The sequence below is a fragment of the Enterococcus sp. DIV1537a genome, assembly GCF_051712085.1.
GTDB classification, from domain to species: Bacteria; Bacillota; Bacilli; order Lactobacillales; family Enterococcaceae; genus Enterococcus; species Enterococcus faecalis.
Genome location: NZ_JBIOOE010000001.1, coordinates 2,726,923 through 2,750,380 on the forward strand (window position 1 = coordinate 2,726,923; position 23,458 = coordinate 2,750,380).

General features: G+C 41.9%; 13 protein-coding genes, 8 tRNA genes, 3 rRNA genes and 1 other annotated feature. Of the genes, 4 read left to right on the forward strand and 20 right to left on the reverse strand.

Translation table 11 applies throughout. The annotated features are described in order from the left end of the window. Positions 1 to 35: 35 nt before the first annotated feature. The 5 genes from IGJ41_RS13325 to IGJ41_RS13345 all read right to left on the reverse strand — a co-directional run bounded on the left by IGJ41_RS13325 (position 36) and on the right by IGJ41_RS13345 (position 6,971). Positions 36 to 1,070 carry an FUSC family protein gene (locus IGJ41_RS13325; RefSeq protein WP_002389464.1) on the reverse strand — a complete coding sequence of 345 codons (1,035 nt, stop codon included), beginning with the start codon at positions 1,068 to 1,070 and terminating at the stop codon, positions 36 to 38. Positions 1,071 to 1,287: 217 nt separating this feature from the next. Beyond that, on the reverse strand, positions 1,288 to 3,783 hold the full coding sequence (locus IGJ41_RS13330; protein WP_002378875.1) for an ATP-dependent Clp protease ATP-binding subunit: 2,496 nt from the start codon (positions 3,781 to 3,783) through the stop codon (positions 1,288 to 1,290). A gap of 2 nt (positions 3,784 to 3,785) precedes the next feature. After that, entirely contained in the window at positions 3,786 to 4,253 is a 468-nt protein-coding gene (locus tag IGJ41_RS13335; RefSeq protein ID WP_002354715.1) for a CtsR family transcriptional regulator, read from the reverse strand. Positions 4,254 to 4,456: 203 nt separating this feature from the next. Beyond that, the gene (locus IGJ41_RS13340) at positions 4,457 to 5,686 is read right to left on the reverse strand and encodes an aminotransferase class I/II-fold pyridoxal phosphate-dependent enzyme (RefSeq protein ID WP_438714594.1); all 1,230 of its coding nucleotides are present in this window, start codon (positions 5,684 to 5,686) and stop codon (positions 4,457 to 4,459) included. Next, on the reverse strand, positions 5,664 to 6,971 hold the full coding sequence (locus IGJ41_RS13345; RefSeq protein ID WP_438714596.1) for a PTS sugar transporter subunit IIC: 1,308 nt from the start codon (positions 6,969 to 6,971) through the stop codon (positions 5,664 to 5,666). The genes IGJ41_RS13340 and IGJ41_RS13345 overlap by 23 nt, the downstream gene beginning before the upstream one ends. Positions 6,972 to 7,116: 145 nt before the next feature. On the opposite strand from IGJ41_RS13345, the gene IGJ41_RS13350 reads away from it, so the two are divergent. Beyond that, positions 7,117 to 7,974 carry a MurR/RpiR family transcriptional regulator gene (locus IGJ41_RS13350; protein WP_002354705.1) on the forward strand — a complete coding sequence of 286 codons (858 nt, stop codon included), beginning with the start codon at positions 7,117 to 7,119 and terminating at the stop codon, positions 7,972 to 7,974. 45 nt (positions 7,975 to 8,019) lie between these two features. On the opposite strand, the gene IGJ41_RS13355 is transcribed toward IGJ41_RS13350, so the two are convergent. The 11 genes from IGJ41_RS13355 to IGJ41_RS13405 form a co-directional block, all read right to left on the reverse strand. After that, a tRNA-Pro gene (locus IGJ41_RS13355) sits at positions 8,020 to 8,093 on the reverse strand. 89 nt (positions 8,094 to 8,182) lie between these two features. Next, a tRNA-Arg gene (locus IGJ41_RS13360) sits at positions 8,183 to 8,256 on the reverse strand. Positions 8,257 to 8,270: 14 nt separating this feature from the next. Then, positions 8,271 to 8,356: transfer RNA gene (locus IGJ41_RS13365), tRNA-Leu, on the reverse strand. 15 nt (positions 8,357 to 8,371) lie between these two features. Further along, positions 8,372 to 8,443, reverse strand: a tRNA-Gly gene (locus IGJ41_RS13370). Between the two features lie 4 nt (positions 8,444 to 8,447). Next, positions 8,448 to 8,523, reverse strand: a tRNA-Thr gene (locus tag IGJ41_RS13375). Between the two features lie 6 nt (positions 8,524 to 8,529). Continuing rightward, a tRNA-Leu gene (locus IGJ41_RS13380) sits at positions 8,530 to 8,611 on the reverse strand. A gap of 16 nt (positions 8,612 to 8,627) precedes the next feature. Continuing rightward, positions 8,628 to 8,700: transfer RNA gene (locus tag IGJ41_RS13385), tRNA-Lys, on the reverse strand. Between the two features lie 6 nt (positions 8,701 to 8,706). After that, a tRNA-Val gene (locus IGJ41_RS13390) sits at positions 8,707 to 8,779 on the reverse strand. A 14-nt stretch (positions 8,780 to 8,793) separates the two neighbouring features. Further along, positions 8,794 to 8,909 (reverse strand): 5S ribosomal RNA (rrf, locus tag IGJ41_RS13395). A gap of 96 nt (positions 8,910 to 9,005) precedes the next feature. Beyond that, a 23S ribosomal RNA gene (locus tag IGJ41_RS13400) occupies positions 9,006 to 11,918 on the reverse strand. Between the two features lie 226 nt (positions 11,919 to 12,144). Beyond that, positions 12,145 to 13,705 (reverse strand): 16S ribosomal RNA (locus IGJ41_RS13405). Together the 16S, 23S and 5S rRNA genes with 8 tRNA genes alongside form the textbook arrangement of a ribosomal RNA operon. A gap of 667 nt (positions 13,706 to 14,372) precedes the next feature. Here IGJ41_RS13405 and IGJ41_RS13410 point away from each other — a divergent pair. From IGJ41_RS13410 to serS, 3 genes are all read left to right on the forward strand, one after another. Continuing rightward, on the forward strand, positions 14,373 to 15,062 hold the full coding sequence (locus IGJ41_RS13410) for a response regulator transcription factor (RefSeq protein WP_002355963.1): 690 nt from the start codon (positions 14,373 to 14,375) through the stop codon (positions 15,060 to 15,062). Continuing rightward, the gene (locus IGJ41_RS13415; protein ID WP_002363566.1) at positions 15,052 to 16,233 is read left to right on the forward strand and encodes a sensor histidine kinase; all 1,182 of its coding nucleotides are present in this window, start codon (positions 15,052 to 15,054) and stop codon (positions 16,231 to 16,233) included. Before IGJ41_RS13410 ends, IGJ41_RS13415 begins: the two co-directional genes overlap by 11 nt. 40 nt (positions 16,234 to 16,273) lie before the next feature. Further along, positions 16,274 to 16,480, forward strand: a binding site (T-box leader). Positions 16,481 to 16,567: 87 nt separating this feature from the next. Beyond that, positions 16,568 to 17,839, forward strand: a complete 1,272-nt coding sequence (gene serS, locus IGJ41_RS13420) for a serine--tRNA ligase (RefSeq protein WP_002355965.1) — start codon at positions 16,568 to 16,570, stop codon at positions 17,837 to 17,839. A gap of 168 nt (positions 17,840 to 18,007) precedes the next feature. On the opposite strand, the gene guaB is transcribed toward serS, so the two are convergent. The 4 genes from guaB to ychF all read right to left on the reverse strand — a co-directional run bounded on the left by guaB (position 18,008) and on the right by ychF (position 23,413). Next, the gene (guaB, locus tag IGJ41_RS13425) at positions 18,008 to 19,489 is read right to left on the reverse strand and encodes an IMP dehydrogenase (protein ID WP_002355966.1); all 1,482 of its coding nucleotides are present in this window, start codon (positions 19,487 to 19,489) and stop codon (positions 18,008 to 18,010) included. Positions 19,490 to 19,646: 157 nt separating this feature from the next. Next, entirely contained in the window at positions 19,647 to 21,329 is a 1,683-nt protein-coding gene (locus tag IGJ41_RS13430) for a 6-pyruvoyl-tetrahydropterin synthase-related protein (RefSeq protein ID WP_010827040.1), read from the reverse strand. 166 nt (positions 21,330 to 21,495) lie between these two features. Next, positions 21,496 to 22,185: a DUF1129 domain-containing protein gene (locus IGJ41_RS13435; RefSeq protein WP_002363563.1), complete on the reverse strand. Its 690-nt coding sequence runs from the start codon at positions 22,183 to 22,185 to the stop codon at positions 21,496 to 21,498. Between the two features lie 112 nt (positions 22,186 to 22,297). After that, positions 22,298 to 23,413, reverse strand: a complete 1,116-nt coding sequence (ychF, locus tag IGJ41_RS13440; protein WP_002355971.1) for a redox-regulated ATPase YchF — start codon at positions 23,411 to 23,413, stop codon at positions 22,298 to 22,300. Between the last annotated feature and the right edge of the window lie 45 nt (positions 23,414 to 23,458).

Genomic DNA, 23,458 nt, shown 5'->3' on the forward strand with positions numbered 1-23,458 from the left:
CTCTTTTTTTTAATTACTGGTCATCTGTTCTTTGGTCACTCGTTCAAGTGGTATTTTCGTTCATAAAACGTTACTACAATGGTGAATAGCCACGCTGCTGCTAAGCCTAGCAAGCTACCCAAAACAATCCCCAAAAAGCGGAATTGAATCAACGTTATCACGTACTGCTGACGAACGAGCAATGAAAGCATCAGAGCCATAGGCGTTGTGAAAAATTGCGCCAATCCATAATTACGACGAATAAAATACTCAACGGTCACAAATAAGATCGTAATCACGACAATCGATTCAAAAGTTGTCAAAGCTAAATTAAGCAGAAAAGCGGAAATAACCAAACCAATCGTTGTGCCAAAAATTCGCTGAATATTTCGCTGCTTAATCGCACGTAAATTGTCTCCTTGTAAAATGGATGCACAGGAAACGACTAACCAATACGGATTCTGTAAATGTAAACTTTCGCTGATATATACAGCAAAAAATAAGACAAAGCTATAATATATGCTATCTAATGGCGCTTCTGGATGCCGATAAATTCGTTCCCGTAATGATCGCTTAGCTAGCGGGGCACTGATTTCCTTCTCTGTAAAATGCAACACTAGTGCAAACAAAATGGAAAAGCCAATGCCTAATAACATACAACCACTCATGAACGGAATTTTTGCTAACGGAATGCTCGTACTGGCACCCATCGCTGTCACCATCACACCAAAGAAGGCCCCTGGTTTTGAAATATCGTAGACTTCAAAGAAAAAGCGGCCACCAAAACCGACCAGTGCAACAACAATGGGAATGAGCCATGCAATATGGGTCGATAACATGCCTAACAAATTTCCTAAAAAAAGGTAACTACCGACCACAGATAAACGAGTCATTAACTGTTTTAATGGTAACGGCTGATAATATAAAAAAGTAAAAATACCTAACGAGCCAAAGCTTGAAATCAATAATTGATGATTGATATAGCCCAAAAAAAGAATGCTGAACATAACCAAGCCAGCAAACACTAGTCGAAAAGGATTATCCTTTGGACGTTGATAATGTAGTAATTCTCGAAAAAAAGATTGTTCCATTCCATCACCCCTCCTTATTAACGTAGCACAGAAAAATCAATCTGGCAATTCTCAAAAAGAAATCGCCACTGGAAAATAGAAAAAGGAGCGTGGGACAAAAATCACTTTGGATTTTTGCTCCACGCTCAAAAACTGATACACGGCGAGAACAGAAGCAACCCCTTCGGCTTATTTCTCGGAGTTAAACACTTCTGTCCCGACCTCCTTTGCATCTTATCTATACAGTTTGTAATTCTTTCGCTTCTGTCTTTGGTGCTTTTGGTGCCCGCACATTTAACGTAATTTTGCCTTTGCTAGCGCCTAAAGTTACTTTATCCCCTAACTGAATTTGACCGGAAAGAAGGGCTTCACTTAAACGATCTTCCACTTCTTTTTGCAAGGCCCGACGAATTGGACGTGCGCCATATTCTGGATCAAACCCAACTTTACCAATAACTTCAATTGCAGCTGGTGTGATTTTCACTTTAACCTCTTGTTCGGCCATCCGTTTCACGACAGATTGACTCATAATTTTCACGATTTCATGAATTTCCTCTTGTTTCAAGGAATGGAAGACAACCGTTTCATCAATTCGATTTAAGAATTCTGGACGGAAGGCTTTTTTCAATTCTTCCATGATTCGTTTTTGCATTAATTCATGATTTTTAGAAATGTCTTTCACATTGAAGCCGACATGTTTTTCTTCACGAATCGCTGTTGCCCCTAAATTGGAGGTCATGATTAAAATCGTGTTACGGAAATCGACTTTTCGTCCTTTGGCATCCGTTAAATGGCCATCATCTAAGACTTGTAATAAAATATTAAAGACATCTGGATGGGCTTTTTCTACTTCATCTAGCAAAATAACGGAATAAGGACGTTGACGAATTTTTTCAGTTAGTTGGCCGCCTTCTTCGTAGCCGACATAACCTGGAGGAGAACCGATTAAACGGCTAGTACTGTATTTTTCCATAAACTCAGACATGTCCACGCGAATCAACGCTTCTTCGCTGCCAAACATCGCTTCGGCTAAGGCTTTGGCAAGTTCTGTTTTCCCAACCCCTGTTGGTCCTAAGAACATGAAGGAACCAATCGGTCTTGCTGGGTCTTTCAAGCCACTACGCGCACGACGGATAGCGCGTGAAACAGCTTCAACTGCTTCATTTTGGCCAACGACCCGTTGATGTAAAATGGTTTCTAATTCCATCAATCGTTCGCTTTCTTTCTTCTCTAGCTGCTGCAAGGGAACGCCTGTCCATTGTGAAACAACCCCAGCCACGTCTTCTTCTGTTACTTGTGTACTGTAACCAGACAGACTTTTTTCTTTCACTGCAATCAATTCTTCTAATTTTTCCATCACTTGTTTTTCTTTTTGACGAATCCGAGCAGCACTTTCAAATGATTGGTTTTGAATGGCCTCTTCTTTTTCCGTAATTAATTGAGAAATTTCGGTACGCAATTCATTAATTTCTGAAGGTTGATCTGCCTTATCTAAACGAACTTTCGCTGCAGATTCATCCATTAAATCAATTGCTTTATCTGGTAATTGGCGGTCATTTAAATAGCGAATCGATAATTGAACCGCCGCATGTAGAGCTTCATCTGTAATTTCTACGCCATGATGTTTTTCATAGCGTGAACGCAAGCCTTTTAGAATTTCTTCTGCTTCTTCTGGCGTTGGTTCTGCTACTTGAATACGGGCAAAACGACGTTCCAAAGCGGCATCTTTTTCAATATATTTTTGGTATTCATCCAGAGTTGTCGCACCAATGGTTTGCAACTCACCACGTGCTAAAGCAGGTTTTAAAATATTTGAAGCATCAATCGCCCCTTCTGCACCGCCAGCACCGATCAAGGTATGCAATTCGTCGATAAATAAAATGACTTGTCCATCTTGATAGATTTCATCGACAACTTTTTTCAAGCGATCTTCGAACTCACCTCGATATTTGGTTCCAGCAACCAAGGCACCCATGTCTAGCATCATTAAACGTTTGCCTTGCATATCTTCAGGGACTTCCCGGTTGACAATTTTCTGGGCTAAGCCTTCTGCTATCGCTGTTTTCCCAACACCTGGTTCACCGACTAAGACAGGATTGTTTTTGGTACGGCGACTCAAAATTTGAATCAAACGACGAACTTCGGTCCCGCGACCAACTACTGGATCCAAGCTTTGTTCTCGTGCTAACTTGGTTAAATCTCTTGCTAAAGAATCCAATGTTGGCGTCCCTTGTGGCGCATTTTTATTTTGACCATTCCGACGACGTTGTGCGCCATTGGGTTCGGAAACGCCCATTTTTTTCAATAATAATTGACGCATTTTGGATAAGCTTAATCCTAAATTCACTAAAATTCTAGACGCTAAAATTTCTTCGTCTCTTAACAAGCCTAATAATAAATGCTCGGTACCAATCTTTTGAGCCCCTAAGCGCTTCGCTTCATCTCCAGCATAGGCAAAGATTTGTTTGGCTCTTGGTGAATAAGGTAAGTATAAGTTGTTATTCCCCATTGGACTTTGCATGGTGCCATAGCCACTTAAATGCTCAATTTCTTCACGGATGTCTTCTGTGTCAGTATTCAATTGTCGTAATGTTTTTCCGGCAATCCCATTCGGTTCTAAAACGAGTGCTAATAATAAATGCTCAGAACCGACGGATTGATGACGAAAATACTTCGCTTCTTCTTGGGCAATCGCCAGTACGGCTTTCGCACTTTCTGTAAATAGTTCATCCATAGTTATTCCTCCTCATAGCTCAAGCGCTCTAAAAATGAACGCATTATTTGAGCTCTTAGAAAATCTTCGTGATTCCCCAGGCCATTCAATGTGCTTTTACTTAAAGCAGCTAGCATTAAATTGCCTTCCTTTTTCGTAATCACTTCTTCTTCATACAATGTTTGAATAAATGTTAGCGCATCTTTTTCTGTTAAGGTTGCGCCAATCAATTGATCCATTTGTTTTAGTAATTGATCGTTATCTGAAATTTGTACTTTGACAATGCGAATATAGCCGCCTCCACCACGTTTACTTTCAACTGCGTAGCCTCGTTGGATGGTAAAACGTGTATTAATTACATAGTTAATTTGTGAAGGAACGCAATTAAATAAATTAGCCATTTCCGCCCGACGGATTTCAATTTTATTACTTTCTTCTAAAATCTTTTTTAAATAAGCCTCGATTAAATCTGACGTATTTTGATTACTCATAGTCTTCCATCCTTCTTCTCTCTTGACTAATATTGACCATTATTATATCGAACTTTGCCTATTAAATAAAGAGGAACGCTTTGACTTTAATAAAAAAATGCAAAACAGGAGGAGCAACCTCAGTCAAACTGACTTAAGTTCCCCTCCTAAAATTGAAAATATGTTATTGAATCACAGGCAGACAATGGCTCCGCCTTAATGTCTCACAAAAACGATTCTTCGCCATAGGCTTGATCCAAGGCTTGTTGAATATCATCGATAATAGATGTTGGCTCTTCCAAACCAACGTACATGCGAATGTGCGCTGGCGACAAACCTCTTTTCTGAACAGCCGCCAAGTTATTGCCTTTGAATACAGGCAAGGCCAAACTTTCAAAACCACCCCAACTGACCCCAATTGTGACCAACGTCAATGCATTCACAAATGTTTTCAAACGTTCAAAATCGGTATCTTTTAAATCAATCGCAAACAATGAGCCATAACCTGTTAAATATTTTTCTGCTAACGCTTGTTGTTGTTGATTTCCTACAAAAGGATGATATAAGCGGCTGATTCGCGAATCCTTTTGCAAAGCCGACAGCACCGTTTGGATGGCTTGAGACTGATGCGCCAACCGAACGGGCATGGTACGAATACCACGTAACGCTAACCAAGAATTGAAGGGACTATTGACTGCTCCTAAAGCTTGATGACCATGTTCAAAAATTTGATCTACAAGCGCTGCTTTGCCAATGACAGCCCCCGCTACAATATCCGAATGACCACCAATATATTTGGAACAAGAATGAATCACTAGGTCCACATTATGGCATAAAGGATGCTGAAATAACGGTGACGCCCACGTATTATCAATGACAGTGTATGCGCCGATTTTTTGTGCTAACGCAGTTATTTTTTCTAAATCTAGCAGTTCAAACTTTTGTGAGGACGGACTTTCAAAGTAAATGACTTTAGTGTTTTCCTGAACAAATTGAAAAAGTTCTTCTGTTTCTGCAACGTCTACTTTGGTCAAGGATACGCCAAATTTCTCTAAATATTGCACAAACGAAACAGATTCTCCATAAATTGTATTGACCATTAAAACATGATCACCTTGTTGGAGCAACGTAAACAGCGTTGCCGAAATAGCGCCCATTCCTGAGGCAAAAACTTTACATTTTTCTCCACGTTCCAAACGAGCAATTTTTTTCTCTAAAATTTCTGTTGTGGGGTTGGTGCCACGTGTGTAAACATAATTATTTTTTTCATCCATACTCGCTGCCATAAATTCTTCGTAAGTTGGAAAATAAAAGGAAGAGGTTTGAACCAACTCGGGCACCATCGGATGATACATTTTTTCTATTCCTTTTTCCACTTCACAGCAAATATTTTCATCATTCTCAACATGCATTTCCTTCACTCCTCTTTCTCTACAATGTTTCTGGTACTTCATGGGCTTCTTCTTTTTGATATTGTTGATCTAAGGCTTTTACAAATGGATAATAAATAACGACACTAGCGGCAACAGCTAAAACTTGCGTCACTGCACCTTGCCATTTTCCCACTAAAAAGCCCGAAAACAGAAAGGGCGTAGCCCATGGTGCTTGAATGTTTGTAAACATTGGCATGAACCCAATTTTCATTGACAGAAAGGCAATCAAGACCGATACAATCGGCGCGACCGCAATCGGAATCAATAATAAAGGGTTAAAAATAACTGGGAGTCCAAAAATCAAGGGTTCATTAATGTTGAAAAATGCTGGAACAAACGAAATTTTCGACATGGCTTTCATTCTAGACGAATGTCCGACGATGGCCATTGCAATAGCCAAGCCAATCGTGCAACCAGCGCCTCCAATTGTGGCAAATTGATCGAGCATTTGGACCGTGCCAAAGTTGCCATTTTGAGCAGTTAATTGTCCTAATTCCGCTAAGCTTTGGTTTTTGTCTGCATTCGCATATAAAATAGGATACAGCATGGAATTGATGACAGTTGGATGAATTCCAAACCACCAGAACAGTCCATTTAAGCCAGCCACAATAATAATTGCAAAAGGGGTTCCGATTAAACCTTGCAGTGGCGCTTGAATCACCGCATAAATTAATTGCGGGAAGGAATCCGCAAATGAAAGCCCAATCCCATTAATCAATAAAGCCACCGCTACCACAAAAATCCCAGGAATCAATGCACTAAAAGCTTGGCTCACCATAGCAGGTACGCTGTCAGGCATTTTGATGACTAATTTTTTCTTAATACAGAAACGAGTCAACTCAACCGAAAGAATTGACATAATAATGGCCGTAATCACCCCTTGCGTTCCTAACCAATCAAACGATAAAACTTTCGTCACAACTTCGCCTGATTCAGTAGTCACCGTTTTCGGTAAAACGACTACGTAAGCAACAATTCCTAAAATTAATGAAGTTAAACGATCCATTTCGTAACTTTCCGCCAATTTATAGGACATCGTCCCAGCAAAAATAATTCCCATCATGTTGAAAGTTGCTCGATAAGCTGGTGAAATCATATCCGCCCAACCTGCACCGAAAATTCCAGCCATAAAATCGCCATACCCTGCTACTGGAAAATCTGTAATCAACATAAAAATCGATCCAATAATTGTTAACGGCATAATTGCAAAAAAACCATTTCTTAAGGCTTGAAAATAACGTAAACTTGTAATCCTTGAAACTTTAGGCACTACGGCTTGCTCCACCCAGTTTGTTAACTTATCCATTTCACTTCTCTCCTTAATCCTTTGTGATATCCTCATCATAAAGAAACCGCTTTCTGATGTAAATACGACTAACTGATTCTGTAACTATGTTTCATAATTCATACGCTTAAGGTATACTGAAAGCGAAACAAAGTACCACAGAGAGGTGAACCCATTGAATCTAATCGAATGTTTAGAACAAAAAGAACGCTATACATATAACGAAGGGCTAATTATTGATTTTATTTTATCTCATACTGAACGAGTCCTGCATATGTCGATTTATGAACTAGCAGAAGCCACCAACTCTTCAACTTCCACGATTGTTCGTTTGTGTAAAAAAACAGAAACTAGCGGTTTCAAAGAATTTAAAATCCGCTTGTCCCGCGACTTAGAAATTCACTACCAAGCAATCCGGAATGTTGATGCGAATATGCCTTTTTTAGCGCAAGATTCTGATTTACTAATTGCCAAGAAAATTGCGCAGTTAACGACTGAAACCGTTCAATCCACTCAACAGTTATTAACCGAGGCCATGTTAAATAAAAGCATTGATTTACTTTTAACCGCTGAAAATATTTTAGCAGTAGGCGTCAGTAACTCCTACATTCGCTTAACGGATTTTCAAACAAAGTTATTACGCATTCAGCTATTTATCCATTTAATCCCTTATCAAGCTGAACAATTTTATTTAGCCATCAATGCCACCAAAAATGACGTAGCCATCCTCGTCTCTTACAGTGGTAACACTGCAGAAATCGTAAATGAAGCACGGATTTTTGCAGAAGGAGGCACCCCGATTATTGCCATTACTTCAGACTTGAACAGCCAATTAGCTAAATACGCCACAGTGATTTTGCCCATTCCTAACGTTGAACATGCCGATTTCAAAGTCTCGACCTTTTCCTCTCAACTAGCCATCGAATATATTCTCAATGTCCTTTATTCCTGTATTTTTAGTCGCAATTTCGATAAGAATTACACATCACAAAAAAATACACCTACTTCGATACTTAAATTTTAAACAAAACAAAAAAACAGTACTGATGATCAGTACTGTTTTTCACAATCGGGAAGACAGGATTCGAACCTGCGACCCCTTGGTCCCAAACCAAGTGCTCTACCAAGCTGAGCTACTTCCCGGGCTATGAAGTTAAAGTAATAAAAAAAGACTATCGAATTAAAAAGAAACTCACGTGCACCTTTTTAAAACTTAGTCAATCACTCAACTATGCACCCAAAGGGAGTCGAACCCCTAACCTTTTGATTCGTAGTCAAACACTCTATCCAGTTGAGCTATGGGTGCTAAATATAAAACAATGCCGAGGACCGGAATCGAACCGGTACGGTGATCACTCACCGCAGGATTTTAAGTCCTGTGCGTCTGCCAGTTCCGCCACCCCGGCGTAATGAATTGGCTAAGCGGAAAACGGGGTTCGAACCCGCGACCCCCACCTTGGCAAGGTGGTGCTCTACCACTGAGCTATTTCCGCAAAATGGTGCCGGCTAAAGGACTTGAACCCTCGACCCTCTGATTACAAATCAGATGCTCTACCAACTGAGCTAAGCCGGCTAAATATGCGGGTGAAGGGACTTGAACCCCCACGCCTTGCGGCGCTAGATCCTAAATCTAGTGCGTCTGCCAATTCCGCCACACCCGCAAATGAAATATGAATATGAGCCGTACAGGGCTCGAACCTGTGACCCTCTGATTAAAAGTCAGATGCTCTACCAACTGAGCTAACGGCTCAAAAAATGGAGGTTAACGGGATCGAACCGCTGACCCCCTGCTTGTAAGGCAGGTGCTCTCCCAGCTGAGCTAAACCTCCAAAAACAACAATTCGCGTGGCGACGTCCTACTCTCACAAAGGGAAACCCTTCACTACAATCGGCGCTAAGAAGCTTAACTTCTGTGTTCGGCATGGGAACAGGTGTATCCTTCTCGCTATCGCCACCACACTGGGTGTTGTTTCTTATTGAGTTGAATCTTCATTCACTCAAAACTGGATTGAAGTTTGAATCAAAATAACCAAGTTGCTTTTACTTATCCATTCTTTGGTTAAGTCCTCGACCGATTAGTATTGGTCCGCTCCAACTATCACTAGCCTTCCACTTCCAACCTATCTACCTGATCATCTCTCAGGGGTCTTACTTTCTTAAAGAAATGGGAAATCTCATCTTGAGGTGGGCTTCACACTTAGATGCTTTCAGCGTTTATCCCTTCCCTACATAGCTACCCAGCAATGCCCTTGGCAGAACAACTGGTACACCAGCGGTAAGTCCATCCCGGTCCTCTCGTACTAAGGACAGCTCCTCTCAAATTTCCAACGCCCGCGACGGATAGGGACCGAACTGTCTCACGACGTTCTGAACCCAGCTCGCGTGCCGCTTTAATGGGCGAACAGCCCAACCCTTGGGACCGACTACAGCCCCAGGATGCGACGAGCCGACATCGAGGTGCCAAACCTCCCCGTCGATGTGGACTCTTGGGGGAGATAAGCCTGTTATCCCCAGGGTAGCTTTTATCCGTTGAGCGATGGCCCTTCCATGCGGAACCACCGGATCACTAAGCCCGACTTTCGTCCCTGCTCGACTTGTAGGTCTCGCAGTCAAGCTCCCTTCTGCCTTTACACTCTTCGAATGATTTCCAACCATTCTGAGGGAACCTTTGGGCGCCTCCGTTACCTTTTAGGAGGCGACCGCCCCAGTCAAACTGCCCATCTGACACTGTCTCCCACCACGATTAGTGGTGCGGGTTAGAGGGTTCATAACACAAGGGTAGTATCCCACCAGCGCCTCCTCCGAAACTAGCGTTCCGGTCTCATCGGCTCCTACCTATCCTGTACATGTGGTACAAACACTCAATATCAAACTACAGTAAAGCTCCATGGGGTCTTTCCGTCCTGTCGCGGGTAACCTGCATCTTCACAGGTACTAAAATTTCACCGAGTCTCTCGTTGAGACAGTGCCCAAATCGTTACGCCTTTCGTGCGGGTCGGAACTTACCCGACAAGGAATTTCGCTACCTTAGGACCGTTATAGTTACGGCCGCCGTTTACTGGGGCTTCAATTCTGAGCTTCGCCGAAGCTAACCCATCCTCTTAACCTTCCAGCACCGGGCAGGCGTCAGCCCCTATACTTCATCTTACGATTTTGCAGAGACCTGTGTTTTTGATAAACAGTCGCTTGGGCCTATTCACTGCGGCTGACGGTCGTCAGCACCCCTTCTCCCGAAGTTACGGGGTCATTTTGCCGAGTTCCTTAACGAGAGTTCGCTCGCTCACCTTAGGATACTCTCCTCGACTACCTGTGTCGGTTTACGGTACGGGCAGTTGTTTTCTCACTAGAAGCTTTTCTTGGCAGTGTGACATCAGGAACTTCGCTACTATTATTTCGCTCCCCGTCACAACTTGTCCTTAAAGAGTAAAGCATTTAACTCTACTCAAGACTCATTGCTTGGACATGCACTTCCAATCGCATGCATTCCTTAGCCTACTGCGTCCCTCCATTGCTCAAACAAAAACAACTGGTACAGGAATATCAACCTGTTGTCCATCGCCTACGCCTATCGGCCTCGGCTTAGGTCCCGACTAACCCTGGGCGGACGAGCCTTCCCCAGGAAACCTTAGTCATACGGTGGACAGGATTCTCACCTGTCTTTCGCTACTCATACCGGCATTCTCACTTCTAAGCGCTCCAGCCGTCCTCACGATCGACCTTCAACGCCCTTAGAACGCTCTCCTACCACTACACCTAATGGTGTAGTCCACAGCTTCGGTAATATGTTTAGCCCCGGTACATTTTCGGCGCAGGGTCACTCGACTAGTGAGCTATTACGCACTCTTTAAATGGTGGCTGCTTCTAAGCCAACATCCTAGTTGTCTGTGCAACCCCACATCCTTTTCCACTTAACATATATTTTGGGACCTTAGCTGGTGGTCTGGGCTGTTTCCCTTTCGACTACGGATCTTATCACTCGCAGTCTGACTCCCGGATATAAATGAATGGCATTCGGAGTTTATCTGAATTCGGTAACCCGAGATGGGCCCCTAGTCCAAACAGTGCTCTACCTCCATCATTCTCAATTCCGAGGCTAGCCCTAAAGCTATTTCGGAGAGAACCAGCTATCTCCAAGTTCGTTTGGAATTTCTCCGCTACCCACACCTCATCCCCGCACTTTTCAACGTACGTGGGTTCGGTCCTCCAGTGCGTTTTACCGCACCTTCAACCTGGACATGGGTAGATCACATGGTTTCGGGTCTACGACTACATACTCATTCGCCCTATTCAGACTCGCTTTCGCTGCGGCTCCGTCTCTTCGACTTAACCTCGCATGCAATCGTAACTCGCCGGTTCATTCTACAAAAGGCACGCCATCACTCATTAACGAGCTTTGACTTGTTGTAGGCACACGGTTTCAGGATCTATTTCACTCCCCTTCCGGGGTGCTTTTCACCTTTCCCTCACGGTACTGGTTCACTATCGGTCACTAGGGAGTATTTAGCCTTGCGGGATGGTCCCCGCGGATTCCGACGGAATTTCTCGTGTTCCGCCGTACTCAGGATCCTCCTAGGTGTTGTCAGCATTTCGTCTACGGGGCTTTCACCCTCTTTAGCGGAATTTTCCAAATCCTTCAACTATACTAACAGACTACCATATCGGAGTCCTACAACCCCAACAAGCAAGCTTGTTGGTTTGGGCTCTTCCCGTTTCGCTCGCCGCTACTCAGGGAATCGAATTTTCTTTCTCTTCCTGCAGGTACTAAGATGTTTCAGTTCTCTGCGTCTACCTCTAATCAGCTATGTATTCACTGAAAAGTAATATCCTATAAAAGATATTGGGTTCCCCCATTCGGAAATCTCTGGATCATAGCTTACTTACAGCTCCCCAAAGCATATCGGTGTTAGTCCCGTCCTTCATCGGCTCCTAGTGCCAAGGCATCCACCGTGCGCCCTTATTCACTTAACCTTATCAACCTTACGGTTGGGTCTTGATCACTTCTTCTAGCGATAGAAGGTTAATCAATAAATAAGCAATTGAACTTATTAAAAAACTCATTCAACGCGGTGTTCTCGGTTTGTTTTGATTTTTTTTACTTCAATATCCAGTTTTCAATGAACGAATGTTTTGAGAGTAGACCTCTCAAAACTGAACAAAGTAAAGACGAAATGTGTATTTCCGTAATATTCCTTAGAAAGGAGGTGATCCAGCCGCACCTTCCGATACGGCTACCTTGTTACGACTTCACCCCAATCATCTATCCCACCTTAGGCGGCTGGCTCCAAAAAGGTTACCTCACCGACTTCGGGTGTTACAAACTCTCGTGGTGTGACGGGCGGTGTGTACAAGGCCCGGGAACGTATTCACCGCGGCGTGCTGATCCGCGATTACTAGCGATTCCGGCTTCATGCAGGCGAGTTGCAGCCTGCAATCCGAACTGAGAGAAGCTTTAAGAGATTTGCATGACCTCGCGGTCTAGCGACTCGTTGTACTTCCCATTGTAGCACGTGTGTAGCCCAGGTCATAAGGGGCATGATGATTTGACGTCATCCCCACCTTCCTCCGGTTTGTCACCGGCAGTCTCGCTAGAGTGCCCAACTAAATGATGGCAACTAACAATAAGGGTTGCGCTCGTTGCGGGACTTAACCCAACATCTCACGACACGAGCTGACGACAACCATGCACCACCTGTCACTTTGTCCCCGAAGGGAAAGCTCTATCTCTAGAGTGGTCAAAGGATGTCAAGACCTGGTAAGGTTCTTCGCGTTGCTTCGAATTAAACCACATGCTCCACCGCTTGTGCGGGCCCCCGTCAATTCCTTTGAGTTTCAACCTTGCGGTCGTACTCCCCAGGCGGAGTGCTTAATGCGTTTGCTGCAGCACTGAAGGGCGGAAACCCTCCAACACTTAGCACTCATCGTTTACGGCGTGGACTACCAGGGTATCTAATCCTGTTTGCTCCCCACGCTTTCGAGCCTCAGCGTCAGTTACAGACCAGAGAGCCGCCTTCGCCACTGGTGTTCCTCCATATATCTACGCATTTCACCGCTACACATGGAATTCCACTCTCCTCTTCTGCACTCAAGTCTCCCAGTTTCCAATGACCCTCCCCGGTTGAGCCGGGGGCTTTCACATCAGACTTAAGAAACCGCCTGCGCTCGCTTTACGCCCAATAAATCCGGACAACGCTTGCCACCTACGTATTACCGCGGCTGCTGGCACGTAGTTAGCCGTGGCTTTCTGGTTAGATACCGTCAGGGGACGTTCAGTTACTAACGTCCTTGTTCTTCTCTAACAACAGAGTTTTACGATCCGAAAACCTTCTTCACTCACGCGGCGTTGCTCGGTCAGACTTTCGTCCATTGCCGAAGATTCCCTACTGCTGCCTCCCGTAGGAGTCTGGGCCGTGTCTCAGTCCCAGTGTGGCCGATCACCCTCTCAGGTCGGCTATGCATCGTGGCCTTGGTGAGCCGTTACCTCACCAACTAGCTAATGCACCGCGGGTCCATCCATCAGCGACACCCGAAAGCGCCTTTCACTCTTATGCCATGCGGCATAAACTGTTATGCGGTATTAGCACCTGTTTCCAAGTGTTATCCCCCTCTGATGGGTAGGTTACCCACGTGTTACTCACCCGTCCGCCACTCCTCTTTCCAATTGAGTGCAAGCACTCGGGAGGAAAGAAGCGTTCGACTTGCATGTATTAGGCACGCCGCCAGCGTTCGTCCTGAGCCAGGATCAAACTCTCATAATAAAAGTTAGAACAATCTTGCGATTGTTAAGCTCAATTTGTTTGCTAGCATATTGCTTGCTTGTTAAAAATGTTTGTTGTCTTGAATTGAATCAAGACGCCCTACACATTTGGTTCGTCTATTCTTTGTTCAGTTTTCAAAGGTCTACGTTACCTCGCAGCAACTTTTATATCATAACAAACTTTCGTTTGAATGTCAAGAACTTTTTTTAAAAAAGTTCTTTAAGTTGTTTCGCTCGGTTGTTGTTGCCTGTTGTGACAACTTCTATATCTTATCATCTCGCTTGTTATTTGTCAACAACTTTTTTTGTTGTTTTTTCAAACTTTTTTCGAGAGATTTGAAATCAAGAATTGTTATTTAATTGTTGATTTCTGAATCGCTCAGCTGTGTAACTCGCCTTGCGACATGTAATAATATACCAAGATTTCAAGCATTGGTCAATCATTATTTTCACTTTTTTTAAACTTTTTTTCAATACCGATTATTATGATTGGTATAGGTATTTTCGTTCGCTTTTTACCCCCTTTCATCCTTTTTTGGCTATAATTTATTAACTTTTAGCAAAATCTTCTAAATTTATCGTAATATATCAAGGATTTTGTCCTTTTTAGCAATTATTTGTTAAAATATGGAAAAGAGATTTTTTATATATGGAGGAAATGAACGCTTATGAAAATTTTAGTTGCAGATGATGATAAAGAAATTGTAGAACTGTTGAGTATTTATATTCATAATGAAGGATACGAAGTCGTGAAAGCTTATGATGGAAAAGAAGCATTATCCAAATTGCACACAACACCAGATATTGATTTATTAATCTTGGACATTATGATGCCAATCATGGATGGAATGGAAGTAGTAAAAGAACTTCGAAAAGAATCGCAAATTCCAATTATTATGTTAACAGCAAAAACAACCGATATGGATAAAATAAAAGGCTTAGTTGCTGGTGCAGACGATTATGTCACCAAGCCTTTTAATCCTTTAGAAGTAATGGCTCGGGTGAAGTCTATTTTACGTAGAAGCCAAATGCAATTAACCAAAGAGGAACCCGATGAATTAGAAGTCGGCCCGTTAATGATTAATAAGGACTCTCACGAAGTCAAAACAATAGAAGGAAAAGAAATTCAATTAACCGCTCTTGAGTTTGGTATCCTCTATCTATTAGCTAGTCATCCAAATCGTGTGTTTAGTGCGGATGAAATTTTTGAGCGTGTGTGGCAACAAGAAAGTATTGTTTCTGCTAAAACCGTGATGGTTCACGTCAGTCATTTAAGAGATAAGATTGAAGAAGCAACTGGTGGAGAAAAAGTCATTCAAACAGTGTGGGGAGTTGGATATAAGATCGATGCTCGTTAAACCTAAAAAGATTGAAAAACAAAAACGAATTACCTTAACTTCTAAAGAAATCAGCGAGTTATTAGCAGAAGCAATTGTGACAATTGTTTTATTACTACTATTAAATGTCTCAATTATGTTCCTTTTAGGACAACTACTTAGTGAAAACTCGCCCTTAGCTGGTGTCATCTGGGCCACTAAGGATGCGGTCGCTAAAGAATTAAATACTGATTTGTTTTGGAGCTGGAATAAATTTGTCTTACCCATTTTCTTTTTAGTAGATGCAGCTGTTCTCTATTGGCGCTTAATTCGTCGCTACCACCAAATGCAATTGCGTCATATTATCAGTGAGTTACATTACATCGCTGATGGTAATTACAATCACCGCATTCCGTTTGAATTAAGTGGTGATTTAGCAAAAGTCGTGACGAGTATTAACGGTCTGGTGGATAGTACTGTCGCAGCCATTGAAGATGAACGGCGAATTGAAAAATCAAAAGATGAATTAATTACGAATGTCAGTCATGATATTCGGACACCGTTAACTTCTATTATTGGTTATCTGGGATTGATTGAAGATCGTCAATTTCATAGCCAAGAAGATTTACTGAAATATACGCATACCGCTTACGTCAAAGCGAAACAAATGAAATTATTAGTTGATGATCTTTTTGAATATACAAAAGTCCGTCAACCAAGTGTACCGATTCATACGACGACTTTTGATATGGCACAATTAATTGAACAGCTTGCTGCCGATTTTGAATTGGAAGCGAAAAAGATTAATATGCAAATCCAAGTAAAAGCCAATCCAGCTTCTTTAATGATGGAAGGCGATACGGAAAAACTAGTCAGAGTCTTTAACAACCTTCTTTCAAACGCTTTGAAATATGGCAAAGGGGGCCATCATATTGTGATGGAAGTAGACAAAGTCGGCACCGAAGCAATTATCGCTGTTCGCAATGATGGACCAGCTATTCCTAAACATTCTTTAGATCAGTTATTTGATCGCTTCTATCGTGTCGAAGAATCCCGATCACAAGAAACGGGTGGAACTGGTTTAGGTCTGGCTATTGCACAAAGTATTGTCGCTTTACATGGTGGATATATTTATGCGAAGTCTGATCAAAAGTGGACTTCCTTTATTATTCATCTACCCTTACAGCGTACCAACAAGAAATCAGAGAGTTAATTGACATCCCTGAACTTTTTCGGTATTCTATAGAAAAGAGAAAACTAAGAGAAAAAGTATTTATGGCACTGAATTCCAGAGAGTTTGCGGGGGTGCGAGCAAACATTCATCTATAAAGAAGTCCGTCTCTTCCAGGTGTCCAGCGAAATAAGTTGGAACGGTCTGCAGCCGTTATCTGCAAATCAAGGGCAGTAACATTACTGAACTTGGGTGGTACCGCGAGATTTCCAGTCATTTCGTCCCAAGAATATTTATTTTTGGGGTGAGATGGCTTTTTTGTTGTTTTCTACAACAGTTATTATTGATTATGTACTAATTTTAAGGAGGAAAAAATATGTTAGATGTAAAAATGATGCGTCAAAATTTTGACGAAGTAAAAGCAAAGCTACAAACCCGTGGCGTGAAAGAAGAAATCTTAGTGGAATTTCTGCGTTTAGATGAAAGTCGCCGTGATTTATTAGTCAAAGTCGAAGAAATGAAAAAATACCGGAATGATGTGTCTGCTGAAATTGCTCAATTAAAACGGAACAAAGAAGATGCAACGGCCAAAATCGCGGAAATGAAAGAAGTCGGCGGCAATATTAAAGCGTTAGATGCAGAAATTAACGCTATTGACGAAGAGCTACGTGGGATCACAACTACTTTACCGAACTTGCCAGATGATTCTGTGCCTGTTGGTGCTGGTGAAGAAGAAAATGTAGAAGTACGTCGTTGGAGTGAACCAAGAACTTTTGCTTTTGAACCAAAACCACACTGGGAAGTCGCTGAAAACTTAGGCATTCTAGATTTTGAACGTGGTGCCAAAGTAGCTGGTAGCCGTTTTGTTTATTACAAAGGCTTAGGTGCTCGCTTAGAACGTGCGTTATACAACTTCATGTTAGATTTACATGTTTATGAACATGGGTATACAGAAATGATTACGCCTTACATCGTTAATGACACCGCCATGTTCGGAACTGGCCAATTTCCTAAGTTTAAAGAAGATGTCTTCCAATTACAAGATACGGATTTAACGTTAATTCCAACTGCGGAAGTCCCTCTAACCAATTACTACAACAATGAAATTTTAGATGGCAAGGATTTACCGATTTACTTTACGGCCTTGAGCCCTTCTTTCCGTTCTGAAGCTGGTAGCGCTGGTCGTGACACACGTGGGTTAATTCGTTTACACCAATTTAATAAAGTCGAAATGGTTAAATTTAGTGATGCAGAGCATTCTTATGAGGAATTAGAAAAAATGACGAATAATGCCGAAGAAATTCTGCAAAAACTGGGATTACCTTACCGTGTCATGGCTCTTTCAACAGGTGACATGGGCTTCTCAGCTGCGAAAACTTATGACTTGGAAGTTTGGATTCCCGCTCAAGAGACATACCGTGAAATCAGTTCATGCTCAAACTGTGAAGATTTCCAAGCGCGCCGTGCGATGATTCGTTACCGTGATGAAAACGATAAAGTCCAATATGCGCATACACTCAATGGTTCTGGTTTAGCCGTGGGACGGACAGTCGCTGCTATTTTAGAAAACTACCAAAACGAAGATGGCTCTGTGACTGTACCAGAAGTCCTAGTACCTTACATGGGTAACCTAACAGTTATTAAATAAAGGGAAGATGAAGGTCGTTGTCTGATATCAGATAACGGCTTTTATTCTACAGAAAAAGGAGCCTGATAAACGGTGGAAACAGAAGCAACTCCTTCATTCTACAGAAAAAGAGGCAGACGTCGAAATGACGTCTGCCTCTTTTAAATTTCAAAAAAATCAGCTTTTATTTTATTGAACAGAATAGTTTGGTGCTTCTTTTGTGATTTGAACGTCATGTGGATGTGATTCTTTCAATCCGTTACCACTCATTTGAACAAATTGTGCTTCTTCACGCAACGCTTTCAGGTCTGCTGCACCGACGTAACCCATCCCTGATTTCAAGCCACCGATTAATTGGAAGACAATATCAGAAACGCTTCCTTTGTAAGCGACACGTCCTTCGATTCCTTCTGGCACTAATTTGTTTGCTTCATTGACACTTCCTTGGAAGTAACGATCACTTGATCCTTTTTCCATTGCGCCCAATGAGCCCATGCCACGGTAAGTTTTGAAACGACGGCCTTGATAAATTTCAAATTCGCCTGGAGATTCATCTGTACCAGCTAACATACTTCCTAGCATTACAGCATGGCCGCCAGCAGCTAAGGCTTTCACGATATCACCAGAATATTTAATACCGCCATCAGCGATAATTGCTTTACCATATTCTCTAGCTACAGAAGCAGCATCATAAATCGCTGTTAATTGAGGAACACCAACACCAGCAACGACACGTGTTGTACAAATTGAACCAGGTCCAATACCAACTTTGACAACGTCAACGCCGACATCATACAATGCTTTGGTTGCTTCAGCAGTGGCAACATTACCAGCAATTAATGTTGCTTCAGGGAACGTTTCACGAATTTCTTTAATTTTGCGAATAACGCCGGCACTATGGCCATGTGCAGTATCGATAACAATCGCATCGGCACCTGCTTCTAATAATGCTTCCGCACGTTCGAACGTATCACTAGTGACGCCGACTGCTGCCGCCACAAGTAAACGACCGTGTTCGTCTTTGGCAGCATTTGGGAATTCAATCACTTTTTCAATGTCTTTAATTGTAATTAAGCCACTTAAGCGACCTGCTTCATCAACGATTGGTAATTTTTCGATTTTATGTTTTTGTAAGATTTTTTCTGCATCTTTTAAAGATGTGCCAACTGGCGCAGTGACTAAATGATCTTTTGTCATGACTTCTTCGATTTTGATTTGGTAGTCCGTTACAAAACGCATATCACGGTTTGTAATAATTCCGACTAATTTACGGTTTTCCATTGTTTCTACAATTGGCACACCGCTAATACGGTAACGACTCATTAATTCTTCTGCATCCGCTACTAAGTTTGTTGGTGTTAGAAAGAATGGATCAATGATAACGCCGCTTTCAGAACGTTTGACTTTACGTACTTCGTCTGCTTGTTGGGCGACAGTCATATTTTTATGTACGACACCTAGTCCACCTTGACGAGCCATCGCAATTGCCATATTACTATCTGTAACAGTATCCATACTGGCACTCATCAATGGAATATTTAACTTGATATTTTTAGCTAATTGTACACTCATGTCTACATCATTTGGTAAGACATGGCTTTCTGCAGGGATTAATAGCACATCATCAAATGTAAGACCTTTTTTCGCAAATTTTGTTTCCCAATTTGACATTTTTTTGTCCACTCCTCGACTTAATTTTATATATGAAAATAACAGATAATACTAAGGAAGTCAACTAGATTTGTTTAAATAATCAATGAGGAATAAAGGACAAAACGCCAAAATCGGTTTGTCCTTTATTCAACTCTTCCTAATTAAGGTCCTACTTTCATCGTTGTTCTTTTATCTTGTGTTTCTTTTTTTGTTGTAAAAATCGGCTAAATCCAAAACCGCCGACAGAAAGCAAGGTCATCATTGTCCCTATTTTTTGCACTTTTGTTCTTTGGTAACGGATGTCGACATGTCCTGTACCAGATAAAGAAAGAGCGGCTAAGCCTCCTTGATTGGTTAGGCTCATTTTTTTAGCGCCCGTTTGGTTTTTCATTTGAATCGTGGCTTGATAGCCTAAGTAATAAATAAAAGGAACGGTCACCTTCGCTGATTGCTTCACCACTTGGTAGTCAAATGAAATTTTCCCATAAGGCATTCTAACGTTTGTAATGGTTACTTGTTCTGCCGAATAATCAAGTTGTCGTTTTTTCTGTTTCAATAATTCCTGATAATTGATTTCATCTGGTAAATATTCATGGCCCGCACCGATATAAAAAGGCGTTGGCTGCTCATACTCAGCTTTTGTTAACAGGCGGCCTTGTTGTGACTGAATACTTTGATATTGATAAATGCCCAAATTACTGATGGCAAGGAAAACCAACAAAGCCACGGTCCAAGATTTACGGAAAACGCCCCATTCGTCTTGTGCAATGAAAAAAGCGAGCATTACAGAAAGAATCCCTAAAAACCGCCAAGGAAACTGAATCGTATTTAAAGGCGTGTGGTTCAGCCAGTGCCAAGGAAAAAGCGTGGTAACCATCAATAAGAGTACCAGCGTCAAACCAATAAACCGTTTGTTCTGAATTTTTTTGCTGGCAAGCGAAACCACTGCTACAACAAGTCCCACAAACAAAAGGGTTCCTAGATTCGCTGTTTTCGCGTGAAAAACACTGCTCTTTAAACTATTAATGAAAAGAGAATCAATGGGATAACTTCTTTCGGAAATATAAGTGAGTGGATTGGATGTAACTTTAAACACTTGATTTTTCATTTGTTCAGCAACTGGTAAAAGATAAAAGGCCAGCCAAAGCAGTGTCAGACCTGCAGCCTTCGCTAATGCCCACAGGACCTCCTTTTTAAAAAACTGCTGCCAATAAAACAGAATGTATAACCCAATCCAAATAGAAACCATTTCAATAGAAATAAAGTGAGCCAACCCAATGCCAGTCATCGCCAGCGTTAACAACGGCCAACATTTCGTGGTTCCCTTTCGTAATAAAAACAGGCTCGCTAAGACCAACGGAAAAAAGCTTAGCGCCAAAAATTCTCCTAACGCTTGGCGATTAAACAAGTCTTGCATGCGGTAAATAGATAAGCCATACAAAATGGCAAAGAGATAGCTTCTTTTTTTAGAGAGCGCCATTAATCGGCCTGCATAATAAGTAAGATTAAATGTTGCCAAGTTTACTGCAAACACAAAAATCGCCATACTAGCGACAAAGGAAAGCCCCAGAACACGCAAAAGCGCAGGTAAATAAAGATACACATCTGGATAAAACAAACTAGAGGCATAGCCATAGCCTCCCAAGAAAAAATAATTGATTTTAGGAAACCAGTCGTTGTTTTTAATTGCTAATGCGAGACCTTCCACCCGATTTTGATGAAAGCGGAAATCACTTGCTCGTAAAAAATTCTCTTGAAAATAGACAAAATAAAGAGAAAGTCCACTTAATAAGAGAAAACTAATAAAAATGAGTAGCCGCTCGTGTTGACGGCACCAAGACTTCACTTGTTGTCCCATAAGAGGCTCCTTTCTTTAGCAAACTTCTGAAAACAGAAGCCTGGGACACTAGTTTTTTCGACTAATCCCCCAGGCTTTAACTGTTAAAACGCTCTATTGAGAGAGCGACTTTGCTTGTTGCAGTTTCTGCGTCAGCCGAGCGCCTTCACAATTGAGCGCGCACCGTTTATTGACGTGTCATGAAACTACCTTGAATATTGTATTTTTTCTTGAAGAAATAGCGTGCTACAAAGGCTAACGCACCGATTACTAAAGCAATCATCGGATCTAAAATGGGATTGATCACTGGTGGCAGCATCGCTGAACCGGCGAAAACTGCAATCCACAAGAACATCCCACCAAATAGAATGGCGGTCGTTTTTAACCAACCAGGACGTTTGCTTTTGTCGCCACCTTGACGATCAAAACGGTAAACATATTTGTGCATTAGATAGAAAACATAACCCCCAGCCATCGCACCTAAGATATATGTGGTTAATCCGAGAGGCTGTGCGGTTCCTTTTGAAAATAGAGACATCGCCGCTAACATGATTGTTAATAAACCAAGTAATAGTAAGGTATTGTCGAGCCAAATCATCCAGCCCGCTGGTTCTTTGACTTCTGCTGGTTTATTTAAAATTGCTTCCGTCCGTTCTGAAACAGTGCCAAATAACTGACGGGCTGTTTTGCCTGTTTTTTGACCGGCTACTAATTCTGGCAAAATACCGTGTAGAGCCAATGCTAGCTCTTCTTCAGATAAATTAGCCGCTTTTAATGATTTTTTTAAGTCAAAAATGTATTGTTCATTTCTTTTAGTCAAATTCTGTTCTAATTGACGATTCTCAGCCACGATTGCTCGTAATGCTTCTGCTTCCATAGTTGTATCCTCCTCACCCTCATGTAGAGGGAACCTCTTTCTAAACGGCTGAATGGCCTTAAATATGTGGGCTTACCCCAAAACAAATTGCTTGTTGGGCATGGGTCTTTTCTTAAACGTTAAAACGGAACAACATAACATCGCCATCTTGAACGACGTAGTCTTTTCCTTCTAAACGAACACGGCCCGCTTCTTTGGCAGCTTGCATATTGCCATATTTATCTAGGTCTTCATAAGAAACAGTTTCCGCACGAATGAAGCCTCGTTCAAAATCACTGTGGATAATCCCAGCTGCTTGAGGTGCCTTGATTCCCTTACGGAACGTCCACGCACGAACTTCTTGTTCACCAGCTGTAAAGTAGGTAGCTAAGCCTAACAAATCGTAAGCCGCACGAATCAATTGATCTAAGCCAGATTGTTCAATACCCATTGCTTCTAAAAATTCAGCCTTGTCTTCTTCAGAATCCAATTCAGCAATTTCTTCTTCTGCTCGCGCACTAACCACGATTACTTCCGCATTTTCACTGGTTGCAAAATTACGAACTTGTTGTACATACTCATTGTTGTCTGGATCCGCCACTTCATCTTCTGAAACATTTGCTACATAAAGGACCGGCTTTGTGGTTAATAAGAAAAGAGATTTAACAATTTTCTCTTCTTCTGGCGTAAATTCAATCGTACGAGCAGATAAACCTTCTTCTAAAACTGGTTTAATTTTGTCTAAAACAGCTAATTCTTCCACCGCTTCTTTATCTTTTGCTTTCGCCATTTTAGCCACGCGAGTATAGCGCTTATTGATTGAATCTAAATCTGCTAAAATTAGCTCTAAATTAATTGTATCAATGTCTGCTAAAGGATCAACGAAATCCGCATCCCGATTTTGTTCACGCATGATATTTTCGTCATCAAAACAACGAACCACGTGACAGATTGCATCTACTTGACGAATGTGACTTAAAAACTGATTTCCCAGCCCTTCTCCTTTGCTGGCACCTTTAACAATTCCGGCGATGTCTGTAAATTCAAACGTTGTGGGAACTGTTTTTTTCGGTTTTACTAGTTCTGTCAAGCGTTGTAAACGGGCATCTGGTACTTCAACCATGCCGACGTTCGGATCAATCGTTGCAAAGGGATAATTTGCAGCTTCTGCTCCTGCTTTTGTAATTGCGTTAAATAAGGTCGATTTACCAACGTTTGGTAAGCCGACAATTCCAGCTGTTAGTGCCATTTGTTTTCCACTCTTTCTCTCAGTCTATTCTCTTTTCTATTAGAG